The 12,003-nt window shown below is 70.7% G+C and carries 9 protein-coding genes; 3 read left to right on the plus strand and 6 right to left on the minus strand.

All coding sequences use genetic code 11. From position 1 onward, the window contains the following. Positions 1-9: 9 nt before the first annotated feature. The 3 genes from WMF29_RS05110 to WMF29_RS05120 all read right to left on the minus strand — a co-directional run bounded on the left by WMF29_RS05110 (position 10) and on the right by WMF29_RS05120 (position 4,273). Positions 10-909, minus strand: a complete 900-nt coding sequence (locus WMF29_RS05110) for a hypothetical protein (RefSeq protein WP_437327754.1) — start codon at positions 907-909, stop codon at positions 10-12. Between the two features lie 683 nt (positions 910-1,592). Next, positions 1,593-3,233 carry a hypothetical protein gene (locus tag WMF29_RS05115; RefSeq protein ID WP_437327755.1) on the minus strand — a complete coding sequence of 547 codons (1,641 nt, stop codon included), beginning with the start codon at positions 3,231-3,233 and terminating at the stop codon, positions 1,593-1,595. A 20-nt stretch (positions 3,234-3,253) separates the two neighbouring features. Beyond that, positions 3,254-4,273, minus strand: coding sequence for a hypothetical protein (locus WMF29_RS05120; protein ID WP_437327756.1), 1,020 nt, complete (start codon positions 4,271-4,273; stop codon positions 3,254-3,256). Positions 4,274-4,619: 346 nt separating this feature from the next. Here WMF29_RS05120 and WMF29_RS05125 point away from each other — a divergent pair, with 346 nt between their 5' ends. Both WMF29_RS05125 and WMF29_RS05130 read left to right on the plus strand, forming a co-directional pair. Next, positions 4,620-5,711 (plus strand): RNA polymerase sigma factor, encoded by a 1,092-nt coding sequence (locus WMF29_RS05125; protein ID WP_437327757.1) that lies wholly within the window; start codon positions 4,620-4,622, stop codon positions 5,709-5,711. A gap of 128 nt (positions 5,712-5,839) precedes the next feature. Then, complete coding sequence (locus WMF29_RS05130) at positions 5,840-6,742, plus strand: helix-turn-helix transcriptional regulator (protein ID WP_437331079.1); 903 nt, start codon at positions 5,840-5,842, stop codon at positions 6,740-6,742. A gap of 599 nt (positions 6,743-7,341) precedes the next feature. Here WMF29_RS05130 and WMF29_RS05135 read toward each other — a convergent pair. Next, positions 7,342-8,256 (minus strand): hypothetical protein, encoded by a 915-nt coding sequence (locus tag WMF29_RS05135; RefSeq protein ID WP_437327758.1) that lies wholly within the window; start codon positions 8,254-8,256, stop codon positions 7,342-7,344. After that, on the minus strand, positions 8,229-9,197 hold the full coding sequence (locus WMF29_RS05140) for a ferritin-like domain-containing protein (protein ID WP_437327759.1): 969 nt from the start codon (positions 9,195-9,197) through the stop codon (positions 8,229-8,231). Before WMF29_RS05140 ends, WMF29_RS05135 begins: the two co-directional genes overlap by 28 nt. A 226-nt stretch (positions 9,198-9,423) precedes the next feature. Between WMF29_RS05140 and WMF29_RS05145 the strand changes: the two genes are divergently transcribed. Beyond that, complete coding sequence (locus WMF29_RS05145; RefSeq protein WP_437327760.1) at positions 9,424-9,753, plus strand: DUF2325 domain-containing protein; 330 nt, start codon at positions 9,424-9,426, stop codon at positions 9,751-9,753. Between the two features lie 62 nt (positions 9,754-9,815). Here WMF29_RS05145 and WMF29_RS05150 read toward each other — a convergent pair whose 3' ends face one another. Continuing rightward, positions 9,816-11,984 carry a caspase family protein gene (locus tag WMF29_RS05150; protein ID WP_437327761.1) on the minus strand — a complete coding sequence of 723 codons (2,169 nt, stop codon included), beginning with the start codon at positions 11,982-11,984 and terminating at the stop codon, positions 9,816-9,818. Between the last annotated feature and the right edge of the window lie 19 nt (positions 11,985-12,003).

Raw genomic sequence — 12,003 nt, forward strand, 5'->3', positions numbered from 1 at the left:
TGACCACACCTATTCGCGGAACTGAAGCGTCTTGACCGCGGTGCCGTCCTCCCCCGCGATCTCTTCGCCAGACCAATCCCAGCTCACTCCGCCCTTGCCCGGCGGTCCCAGTTCATACCTGACGCCCTCGAGCGTGAGCTGGTCCTCGTCGAGGTAGGCGATGCCGATCGAGTCGCCGCCGCGTCCAGGGCCGCCGTAGCCGCCGTCGCCTCCTCGGCCTCCCTCGCCGCCGCCACACGACCAGGTGCCGTCCCCCACGGCCCCGCCCGGTGCACCTCGACCGCCGTCGCCGCCTCGCTCGGGCGGCCCGCCGTCACCACCTCCCCCGGCGTTGTCCGTCGTGAGCAGGCTGTCGCGCACGGTCAGCTTGGCGTGAAGCACGGCGATGGCGATGCTTGGACGGCCGTTCCCGCCCGGTTGGCCGCCTCGACCTCCGCAGCCCCCCGCGCCGCCCGAACCGCCCGCTGCGCCCCCCTTGGAGGCCACGTCGCACACAGCGAGCCCGCCGCGACGCCCGCCTCCTCCGCCACCGCCCTGGCCCGGCATGCCGCGGCCCCCCTCGGCTGCCTTGTCGCCCTCCCATCCGGTCTCCGTGAGCCGCCCGATGCCCTTGCCAGCTGCGCCGGCCGCGCCCCACGTGCCGCTTTTCCCGGAGAAGCCGCTGGCGCAACCACCGTCTTCGCGGTTGCCGAGTCCTCCCTGCCCCTCGTGGCCGGGGTTCGGCGCGGGTACGGGCTCGCCGGCCTCTCCATCTCCAGCGCCGTTGGCGCGCCCGTCGCCTCCCTTGCCGCCGACGCTCGGGAGCCCGTCCTCACACGGGTTCACCACCGCGGGTCCGCCGGCGACGGTGGCTGCCGAGCACGCATCCCCCCCGTAGATTCCGTGCCGCCCGTCCGGGGCTTGATTCAACCCGGGCCACCTCTCGCCATGGCCGCCACCAACTCCGTAGGAACCGTGGATCGCGCCCCGGGTGAACTCGACCGCGGAGCCCGAACGAACGAGCATCCCGATATGGGTTCCGCCGGAGATGTCGACGTGGTCGATCGTCGAGACGCCATCGGCCGCCCCGGTGTCGCCTGCGCCTGCCGGCTCGACCGTCAGAACAATGGGAGATGGGCGCTCCCGGATGGTGATGCCGGTCGTGACACTCTCTTTGAAGCGTTCAAATGTCTGGCAATGAAGGCCTCCGTAGAGGTCCACGCCAGAGGGTAGGATGACGGACTCTTCAAAGACGTCGCTGCACACGAACACCCTTCCTCGACCGATGCGCGCCAGGGCAATCGCGCGCCGGAGCGAGCCAACCGGCCTGGCCTTGGTGCCTGGATTCGCGTCATCGCCGCCAAAGAAAAAAGTGTTGACGAATATGCCGCAGCCGTCGTCGAACCGATCGGCCGCAAGGTGCTCGAGGCAGAGGGCTTCCGGCGGTGCTTCGTCCTGGCACGACGATGTGAGCGCACACGGCGGATCATCGGCGCCGATGGGGCCTGGCGCGCTCTCGCAGCCAACCGTGGCGAGAGAGAGGGCAAGGGGCAAGACCATCGTGTCTTTTGACATCATCGGTATTCCTCGACGGCGGCGCCGCGGTGAGCGACTCAACGGGGCGGCTCGTTTGCCGCACCGAAACGATAGAGTTGACCTCGTGGGCCGCGCGCGCCGCTGCCCACCTCCTCATTGACATCGGCGTTGCCTGCGGGGCCGCCTTCTCCAGCTCCCCCAACCTCGAAGGTCGTGCCGGGCAGGATGGCCAGATGGGGGACCACGTACGCGATGCCGACGGCAGCGCCGCCGAGCCCGCCGCCCGCATCACCTCCGCGGCCGCCGTCGCCGCCGAGGCCACCAGCACACGCCTCCCACATGTTCGTGTTAGTGAAGCCCTTCCCCCCGTGGCCGCCGAACCGGCCAACGCCGCCTGGTTGACCAGTTCCGCCGACCCCGCCATTGCCGCCGTTGCCTGCGACAACCTTCGTGGCGTCGAGTTCTAGCTCCGAGTCCTCCAGTGCAACGATGGCGATGCTCGCTCCGCCATAGCCGCCGCCCCGGCCTCCCTGGCCGCCGCAACCCCCGCTCCCCCCCGAGCCGCCGGCCGCACCGCTTTGAGGGCGGTCTCCAGGACACGCAACCATGGGCCCACGCGATTTGCTGCCGCCGCCGCCGCCCCCCCCTTGGCCGGCGCCGCCCTTCTTTCCATCCTCACCCCGGACGCCCACCCATCCGTGGATGTCGAGGTAGCCTTCACCTGCCGCGCTGTCAGCGCGGCCACCGCTGGCACCGGGCGCACCGTCTCCCCCCTTCGTGCACGGATCGCTGCCCGCGCCGAGCCCCGCAATCCCGTAGCCTTGCGGATTTTCCGCAGGCTCCGGCTTTCCTGGCATGCCATCGCGGCCGACGTCGAGTCCGCCGTCGCCGCCGTATCCGCCCGTCGACTCGCTCCCATCGTCGCACATGGTCACGACGGGCAGGGCGCCCACGGCGGCGTCCGCGGTACATGCGTCCGCGCCGTGGTTCCCCTGCTCGCCGTCCTTCGCGCGGACGCTGAGCGCGTCCTTGCCCGCCTCCCCATCCTTGCCGTTGCCCGCGATGACATCGCTCGACGCCACCCTCGCCTTGGCACCCGGGCTCAAGATCATCGCGATCGACGACTTCCCGTCGCTCGCGGAGGCGTCGGCCGCCACGGCGTGCACGCCGAAGATCACGGAGGTCGCGTCGTCCCCTGCCATGCCCCCGTCGTTCCCTCCGAGGACCCGCAGCGGGATGCCCACCGCCGGAGCGATGATCGTCGGGTGATCCGGCCCGCCGAACGACCCCTCGTACGACCACCCGCCGTCTTCGCAGCGCCGCCCGCCCCAGAGATCGACGCCCGAGGGTAACGCAAGCGCCTCCTCGAACCTCCCGCCGCACGCGTACACGCGCCGGGTCGCTGCCTCGCCGTGGCCTCGCCCGTGCGCGGCGAGCCCGACCGCGTGTTGCAAGGTCTTCACGGGCGCATCCTTCGTGCCGGGGTGCTCGTCGTCGCCGTTCTCGCTGACGAACACGCCGCATTTGTCGAGCGCTGGCGCTGTGCTGGGCTCTCCCGCGCACGGGTCGAGCGGAGGCTCCGGCTCGGGAGCACACGCCAGCTTTTCCGAGCAATCATCGGAATAGCCAGCGCAAGCCGTCAGCGTACCGGCTCCCCACAAGCAGACTGCGAGGGCGATGACCGACCTCACGGCGCCTCGGCCTGTCAGCGCTCCCATTCTCTCGGCAGCCCTCGTGCTCACCATTTCCCCTCGATTCGCGCGCCGAGTTCGCTTCCATTCGCCACGGGCGAGACATTGACTCGATCCCCAGCCGGTTTGACTCCCAGGAACGAGAAGTCCGTGAGGAATGACGCGGCGGTCATGGCCCCGAGGACACCGCCCGTGATCACCGCGGCCAGCCCGGCGCGGCCGTACGTGTTGCGCGCGTCCTGAAGGCGCGCCAGCTCGCCACACGGCGAGTTTCGAGGCGCGTGCCAGCACATCGACGCGCTCGATGACGGCTCGGCCTGGAGCAGGTCACGCCGGGCGCTCAGGTCGTCATCGAGCTTGCCCGCCCGAACGATGAGGATGGTGCCCACCGCCACGCCAGCCGTCGTGACGGCGATCCCCGTGATGCGCAGCGTCCCCGGCCAGGAGGCCCACGGGCTTGGAGTCTGCGCGCGCGCGGCGGGCAACCTGCGCGTGGAGGCCGGCGCCGATGTCGCGGTCTCCTTGGCGCGGCTCGCCTCGTTGGCGCGGCTCGCCTCGTTGGCGCTGCTCGCCGCCGTACGGGACAGCTGCATCGTGATCTCATGCTCCGCGCCTGCCACGGCGAGGAACGAATGGAGCGCGTCCTCACGGCCCGGCGCGCGGGCCCGGACCATGTGTTTGCCCGGCTCGAAGAAGCGCGTGTAGGTCCGTGCAACGTGGTCGATTCGCTCGCCGTCGATGAACACCTCGGCGTCGGGGGGATCGATCCCGAGCACGAGCGTCGCGATGTGCTTCGCTGCCTCGCGCTGTCCTGCCTCGAATCGCCGCCGGAGCGCGTCCGGCAGCGCTTCGCGCTGTTCCAGGCTCCTGGCAAGGTGCTCGGCCGCGTCGCGGTACCTGTGCAGCGCGACCTCGCAAAGGCCGAGCTCGCCGACGACCTCCGCGCGCTCTCGCTCGGTGCTGGTCGTCGGGTCTGCGGCGTCGAAAGCAGCCTTGTAGGCCGCGTGCGCCTCGACCCACTGTCCGGCATTGCGCGCCCTCTGACCACGGCGAACATGGTCCTTCACCGATGAACTTTGGCTCGGTTTCGCCTTCGCTTGAATACCGTCCGCGCCGGCCGAGCGCGGGAGTCCTGTCGTGACCCCGAGCGCAAGAAAGATCGAGAGCGAATGCGCGATGCAACGCATCCAGTCACGCTAGTGATGCCGTCCTCTTGGCGTCAACCGACAGAAATCGCCAGATTAGATCCGTTTTGGTGAGAATTTTTGGCCGGATGATTGAATGCGCTCAGCCGACCGCCATGCCTGGCTGAATGGGGTTAACTATGCTACATTTGTGCACATTATCCGACCAAAATTGGTTGTCGGCTCATTTCTTTGAAGCCTTTCGACCCGCTCAAGTGTGCTGCATACCGTGGACAAGCCAGCACCCGTCTCCCCCGGCTTCGAGCTCTTCCGGCGCCTCGCGCGGCGCCACGGCGTGCCGGCGCGAAACGCCGAGGATGTCGCCCAGGAAGCGCTGCTGCGGGGGCTGGAGGCCGACAAGCGGCTCGACCCGGGGGGAGACCCAGCCCCGTACCGCGTCACGATCGCCGTCAACCAGGCGCGCAACCACGTACGTGACGCCCGCTGCCGCGGCGAGGTGCTGACGTCGTTCGATGAGTGCGAGATCCGAGACGAGTGCCCCACCCCGGAAGAGCTGCTCCGGAGACGGCAGCAGGAAGAGTTCATGCGGGAGCTGATAGACCAGCTCGATCCCAAGTACAGGGATCTCGTGATCAAGCACGATCTCCAGGACGTCCCGCTCGCCGAGATCGCCGCCGAGCAGGGACTCCCGCTGGCCACGGTGAAGACGCGACACTGGCGGGCGCACAAGGAGCTCCGGGTGCAGCGGGAGCGATGGCAGGCGCAGGAGCGCTCGCAGGGAAGGGACGACAGCGCCTTCCTGTCGCTCGCGCTGGGTTTCGGCCGTCGCGCGTCGTGGGTGGCCTCGCTGCGCCATCTGGGGGTGAGAATCCTCGTTCAGTCGGCGCTCGTCCTGCTGACCGGCGCGATCGTCTCCGCTGTGCCGCCCCTGGCCGACCTGGAATCATGGCTCGGGGGGGCGGTGGTCCGCGTCCCTGTCACCCCGCCTGAAGCGAAGGATGCTGTGGCGTCCCCTGCGCGAGACGGCGCGCACGGCGCCGCGATTCCCGCCGCGCCTATCGCGCACGAGAGCTCGTCGGTCAGGGATCAAGGAAGCGCACGCGCGCAGGCGGCGGCGAGCAGCACGCCCGCTCCCTCGACCAGGACCAACGGCCGGCCCGCATCTCCGGCGAGGGCCATTCGACCGACCGTCATCAGCGAGCACGAGAGGAGCCTGATCGACCAGGCCCGGAGGGCTATCGAGGCCGGCAATGCCATGGCCGACGTCGAGGCGCTCCAGCTGCTGCACGCCCACGCGCGGGAGTTCCCCGATGGGCTGCTCGCCGCCGAGCGCGAGGCAATGCTCCGACAGCTGCGCTGAGCCCCCGGCAGTGCTCTGACGGCAAGCAGGCGGGGACGCTCGTGATGTCTTCGGACAGCACAAGGCTTCGATCCGCCTTGTTCCCGACAAGAACGGTCACGTCCAGGAAACGAAACGCGATGACTACGATGGAGGATCTGCTCGGTGCGATGTGGCTCATCTCGCCGCTCGGGCTCGCGATGATAGCCTGCGTCGCGATCGGCTTCGCGGTCACCGCGCGCGAAGCGCTGGGCCGCGAGCGCGGGCTCCGCGAGGCGCGCGAGCACGCGCAGGATGACGAGGCGGCAGCCCTCACCGAGGCGAAGGAGCAGGCAGCGGCGGAGCGGGATCGATACCGGCGCCTGCTGGACTGTCACATCGATGCGGCGCTCGCAGAGCTGACAGACATCCGCGCGCGCCCCGTCCCCAGGCCAGGCAGGGTCCTCGAGTCGTTCTGCGCGACGAACCCTTCGTGGAGGAGAAAGCTGGCCGAGAGCACGGGGCTATCGTCGAGGGAGGTGGAGAGGTTGCTCAGGAGCGACCTTCCCATGACGCCCGGCCTTGCCCGTCAGCTGGAGGAGTTCACCGGCACACCCGCCCGGTACTGGGAGCGCCTGTGGCGGCTGCACGACGACTACCGGACCGATGCAGAGGAGACCGCGGTGATCCAGGTGGGCGAGCCCGTCACCAGGCGCGAGAGCTCGGCGCGTCCCGCGTCGGCATCGTCCCCGGCGCCGAGCTCGGCGCCGCCGCCTCCGCCCACGATGCCTCCTCGCGCGCTCGACGTTCCTCCGCCCGTGGTGCCGTCTCCCGAGCTCGCGGCCAGGAGCCCGCGGGCGAAGCTCCCGCCGCCACCGGTGCCGCGGCTTCGATCGCCGATCCCTGTCCGCGCCCCCGCAGGGGCGGAGCTCGCCGGGCGAGCTGCGACGTTGACGAGCTTCCCACTACAGCGTGATGAAGCGGGGGCGAGCTCCGCCAGCGCGTCCGATTGGGAGGACGCAGAGCGCTCTCCGCTGAACACGACACTTCCGGGAGTAGGGAGCCATGGGTGAGCGCCACCGTGCCTCGGACGCGGTGGACCTGGACATGCGCCCCGTGGCACGCGTTGCATTCGATGCCATCGTGCAGCAAAGGCCCATGATCAGGGACAGGCTGCGCCGGCTCCAGGTTCCAGCGTGCGACCGAGATGACGTGATGCAGGATATCCTGCTCTCCGTATGGAGGACAGTCGAGGCAGGAGCGGTCCCTGCGCGCGAGCACCCGTCGATGAAGCAGGCCACGAGACGCTGGTTGGATGTGGTCGTGTGGCACCACACGACGCATTACAGGGAGTTCCAGCGTCGGTGGGAGAAAGGCCGCGATTCGTATTCGCATGCGGTGAACGATGACCCTATGCCGTCGCCGTTCGGGCAGGTGGAGGCGCGGCTCAGCCTCCGCCACCTGGACCGGATCGATCCTGCGCTGCGCGACGTCGTGGTGGACGCCGCTCTGGGACATACGGTGGAGGAGATTGCGGCCGAGCTCGGTCAGGACCCCAGCACGATCCAGGAGCGTCTGGCGCGAGGAAGAGAGCAGCTCCGGAGGACGCTGCGCTCGACTGCAGGGCGCCGCTGCCAGAATTCGTGCTCGCTGCCCTGGAGGACGGCCTCGGTCACTCCAGATCAGGCCGCGCCCTGCCCATGCCGATGGCCCACGCCATCGTGTAACGCGCGTTGATCTCGCACCGCGGATTCCAGCGCAGCGCGCCGTGCTCGTCCTCCCAGCGGAAGGCGTCGATCCCGAACGGCCCGAAATAGCCCGCGCCGGCGAGCGCCTGCCCCGCCTCCCGCGCGGCCTCGACGAGCCCCCGGCGCTCGCCATCGCCGAGGTCGCCCTCGCCGGCCAGGGCGGCCCCGAGGTACGCTCCGTTCGCGTCGCAGCGCTGGATGCACGGGTCTCCGAGGCGCACCGCGCCGCCGCGGGCGACGTGCCCGTGCAGCGAGAAGTCGCCGCGGCGCTCGACCCAGGGCTCGACCTGCAGGCCGCTGTCCGGCGACGCGGGGTCGAGCGACGCGACGACCCAGGGCCGCGCGTCGGGCAGCAGGGCGCCGCGGGCGACCCGGCGCCGGCCGCGCCCCGCGAACCCGAACGGCCGCTTGAGCAGCCAGTGGCCCGTCGGCGTGGGCTCCGCGATCGCGGCCTCGAGCTCGGCCAGCGAGGCGACGTAGCGCGCGCCGGGCAGCGTCTGGCCGAGGTCCGCGCAGAACCTCCGGTGGTTGACGCGCCGGAGCACGTCGAGCGGCGGCGCCTCCGCGAGGGCGACGCCGGCGCGGTCGACGAGGCGCCGGGCGCGGGGCGTTGGGCACCACGCGCGGCCGACGAGCGGCGTTCCAGGAGGCGCCGGCGGCACGAGGGGCGAGGGGAGCTCGGGGCTGAGCACGACGTCGCCGGGGCGCAGCAGGGCCGAGACCCGGCCGGCGAGATCGGGCGCCCGGCCGGCGACCGCGGCGCGCGGGGTGTACCCCGCGGGGCGCGCCAGCTCCTCGTCGGCGTCGAAGTTCAGGACCCAGGCGCTCGCTCGGTCCATGAGGCCAGCGCGTCGAGGAACGGCTCGGAGAGGCCGGAGCGGCTGCGGTCGCGGCGGTTCATCGGCTCGCCCCGCATCAGAAGCGGCGAGAGGGGCGGAGGGATGTGGCGGACCCACGCTTCGAAGTCGCTCGGCCCGCGCTGCGCGGCGTCGTCCGGCCCACGAGGCGCGGCTTCACCCGCGGCGGCCGGATCGCCTGCGGCAGACATGGAAGGCGCCGCCTGGCCAGCGCTCCCGCTCGCCTGCGTGAAGCGGCGGAACCAGCGGACCCCGAAGCGTACGTGCGGGATCTCCTCCGCGCCGACCTGCTCCGTGAGCGCGGCGCCCTCGAGGTCGCCGATGGCGCGGAAGCGCTCGGCGAAGCGCGCGGTGTGGTCGAGGTTGCCCCCCTCGAGGCCCATGCCCATCACGGCCACGAACTGCGCGGGCGACGCGGCGGCGGGCACCCGCGTCCAGAACCAGTCGCGCACAGGGAAGTCGCCGAAGCGGTGGCCGATCGCGGCGAGGTACGCGGCGTAGAGCCGCATGTGGCGCACCTCGTCGAGGGCGATCCGGACGAGGCCGCCGCGGAAGGCGCGCGGCGTCTCGGGGAAGGCGAGCAGCGCCCAGGCCATGAGCTCCGCCGCCTGGAGCTCGTGGTGCAGGAACGCATGGAAGAGCTGCGCGCGGCGCGCCGGGTTGCGCAGCGCCTCGGGCCCCGGGCTCTTCTGCGCGCGCTCCGAGATGCGCAGCGCGGCGGGCCGTCCAGGTCGCTCGAGGCGCCGCGGCGGGGCGGGCGCGGCGCCCGGCGCCGACAGCTTGGCATCCGACTCCCAGAGGGAGGGCACGGGCGGCGGAGCGAGCTTGTGCTCGAGGTCCGTCGAGAGGACGTAATCCCAGGCCCAGCGCTCGACGGTGCCGGGCGGGGGCGCGTCGCTGGGCGGTGCGGGGGGAGACGGCATGGCGGCAGGAGAGAGCGGGCCGCTCTCGTACCACAGCGCCGGCGCGCCCGCGCGCCCTCGTGGCCAGCGCTGCGGAGCCCGCGCGGTCGCCCTGTCACGATGACAAAGGTCCCGGCGCCTCACCGACAATTTGCCCGGAAATCCCCGGGAATAGACCAGAACGACGGGTTTTGCGCCGAGATGACCGCTCGAGAAGCGTGGCTTACGCCTTGCTCTGAGACACGGCATGAAGGCGGAGCGGCGTTCCCAGGCGGTCGACAGGAAGCGCGAGGATCAGACGGTGCTCGTCATCGGGGGCAGCGGCGGCATGTCGAGCCGCTACCGCGATGTGGTCGAGAAGCACGGCTGGTCGCTGCGCCATTACGAGAACCGCGTGCCGCCGGGCGCGCGCCACGGCGTGGGGAGGATCGCGCTCATCGTGATCATGGTGACGATGGTCTCGCACGCGCTGCGCGATCAGATGCAGACCCTCGCGGCGGACGGGGCGCCTGTCGTGTACCTGCGCAGCGCCTCCGTCTCGGCGCTGCGGGCCGCGCTCGAGCAGCGGGCCGCCTGACGAGGGGCGTCGCGCGCCGAGACGAGCAGGCACTCCATGTCACGTACTCGCTCCATCGAGGCTCACTTCCGCCGCGTGACGACGCGGAGCTGTCTCGCGGTCCACTCCTCACCCGGCGCGGACCTGGGGCGCACGTCGCGCAGCGTGTTCTCCTCCGCGTCGAGCGCCTCGCGTAGCCGGAACAGCGCGTCGTATGCGGCCGTGTCCCTCGTGGCCAGCGACCGGGTCACGGGGCTGTCGATCGACGTGTGCAGGAGCCACCAGAAATCCGCATCGCCGAGGGTCGCGAAGATCTTGATGACGTCGAGCGACGAGGCGCGCCCCTGGGAAAGGAAGAACTGCAATGCAAAACGGGCCTCGCTCCTGGCGTCGACGGTGGAATATCGCCGCGTGGGGAGGATGTGCCCCTCGGGCGGCGGAGGTTCGAGGGCACGGATCCCCCAGTCATCGCCGAGATCGACGATGGCGATGTTGACAGGGCTGTCGCTCTCGTTCACGACGTGGACGAACAGCCAGTTGTCAGGCTCGATGACGCACGCGTCGCCGTCCGGCTCGATCACGGTCCCGCCCTCGGGCGGCCTGCTCTCCGACCACCCCTGCGGCGGGGCGAGAAGCTCGATGCGGATACGGTCCTTGAGCCCCGAGGTCGGATCGGCGACCTTCAGGATGGCCTGATACCGGAGGAGATGGATCAGCCGATCGACGACGACCTTGGCGGCATCCGGTGCGCCGATCGCCACCGTCCCCACATTCCGGATGGGCTCTCCCGACGGGTCCCAGATCTCGTAGCGACGATCCTTGTCGAGAGCCACCTGGTAGTGCGGTGTCCCGCCGGAGACGAGCTCGAGGAACCCTCGCCCTCTCGCCTTGATCTCCGCGCCCACGGCGCCGAGCGCCCGATCCTGATCGATCTCGGGCGGCAGGTCGTTCCGGTGAAAGAGGTTGACCGCTCGCCGCAGCTCGATGGATCCCAGGTCCTCGAGGAGCGCGGGCGCGCCCAGCGCTACAGCATCGATCGCGGCGCCCTCCTCCAGCGACGCCCAGCTCTCCACGGCCATCACCTTGAAGACGGTGGCGACCCCCGCGCGCAGGTTGACCTGCGTGAAGTCCGTGGTCCCCGGGGGGTAGATCCCGAATTTCGCGCCCACGGGGGTGCCCATCACGAGACCGGCGCTCAGCTTCACGTTCCGGTTCGGAGCGTCGATCCCGTCGACCCTCGCCGTGTGCACGACCGGCCGCAGCTCGGCCCCGAGGACCTGCCGCTCCTCCTGACCCAGGAGCTGGGGAGTCTGCGACGGATACTTGCCGTGCACGCTCGCGAGCACGCCCTCGTAGAGCGCCTTCCAGGTCTGGTCCTTGCTGAGCCCCTCGAGCGCCTCGAGGAACGCCGCGGTCAGCACGCCCGTCGACTGGCCACCTTGCGAGCGCACCTCGAGCGCGGTCTCCACGTCGCGGCACGCCGCGAGGAGCACGTAGTCCCTGGCCTCGGGGAGCCAGGTCGTGGCGATCGCCGCGCGCCGCCCGCTGCCCGTCGCTGCGAGCCGCGTCCACGCGGCGAACAGCTCGTCGTCGGGGGCTACGCCGTCCGTCGGGCGCTCCGCGGTGTCGAGCGTGGGATCCGTGCCCTCGCGGGCGCCCGTCGCGCAGCGCGTCGCGATGCTGACTCCACGCGTCGCGCCGCCGGAGTGGCAGCTGTCGAGCACGATGGTCACGGTCGCCTGGTTGTTCCTCGTGAGCTGGTCGAGGTAATACGCGAGGTCGAGGTCGCGCAGGTAGCGCGAGCCGTCGCCGATGTCCGTCGGCACGAGCGTCTCGTCAAACCCGCCGGGCTTCAGGTCGGTGAACTTCGTGAGCACGCGGCCGCCGTGGCCGGAGTAGTGGATGTACACGTGGTCGCCCGGCTGCGTACGGGCGAGCAGCCCATCCAGCGCCGCCTTCATGTTCTTGTAGGTAGGCCAAGCGCTCTCCGGCCCACCGGGCACCTCGTCCCCGACGTTTGACGAGAGGAGCGTCCTGATGTCGTGCGGCATGGTCACCCGTGCGCGCAGGGCCTTCTCGACGCGGTCGACGTCGCTCACGCAGCCGTGCAGCGACAAGTACGTCGCGCCGTTCGGGAGAGAGTTCCGAAAATAGAAGTCGATGCCGATGAGCAACGCCCGGAACGTCGGGCTCGACGTCCGCGGTTCGCTCATCCTCGCGTCGTGGGGGCCGGAGCTGCGTTGGTCGTTCATGAGGTTTCTCGAACGGGTG

It is taken from the genome of Sorangium sp. So ce381 (assembly GCF_051473845.1).
In the GTDB taxonomy this organism is placed as follows: Bacteria; Myxococcota_A; Polyangia; order Polyangiales; family Polyangiaceae; genus Sorangium; species Sorangium atrum.

Coding starts and splice junctions, on each gene's coding strand:
- WMF29_RS05145 (WP_437327760.1), top strand. CDS start 9,424: ATGAAGGCGGAGCGGCGTTCCCAGGCGGTCGACAGGAAGCGCGAGGAT.
- WMF29_RS05130 (WP_437331079.1), top strand. CDS start 5,840: ATGGAGGATCTGCTCGGTGCGATGTGGCTCATCTCGCCGCTCGGGCTC.
- WMF29_RS05135 (WP_437327758.1), bottom strand. CDS start 8,256: ATGGACCGAGCGAGCGCCTGGGTCCTGAACTTCGACGCCGACGAGGAG.
- WMF29_RS05140 (WP_437327759.1), bottom strand. CDS start 9,197: ATGCCGTCTCCCCCCGCACCGCCCAGCGACGCGCCCCCGCCCGGCACC.
- WMF29_RS05115 (WP_437327755.1), bottom strand. CDS start 3,233: ATGGGAGCGCTGACAGGCCGAGGCGCCGTGAGGTCGGTCATCGCCCTC.
- WMF29_RS05150 (WP_437327761.1), bottom strand. CDS start 11,984: ATGAACGACCAACGCAGCTCCGGCCCCCACGACGCGAGGATGAGCGAA.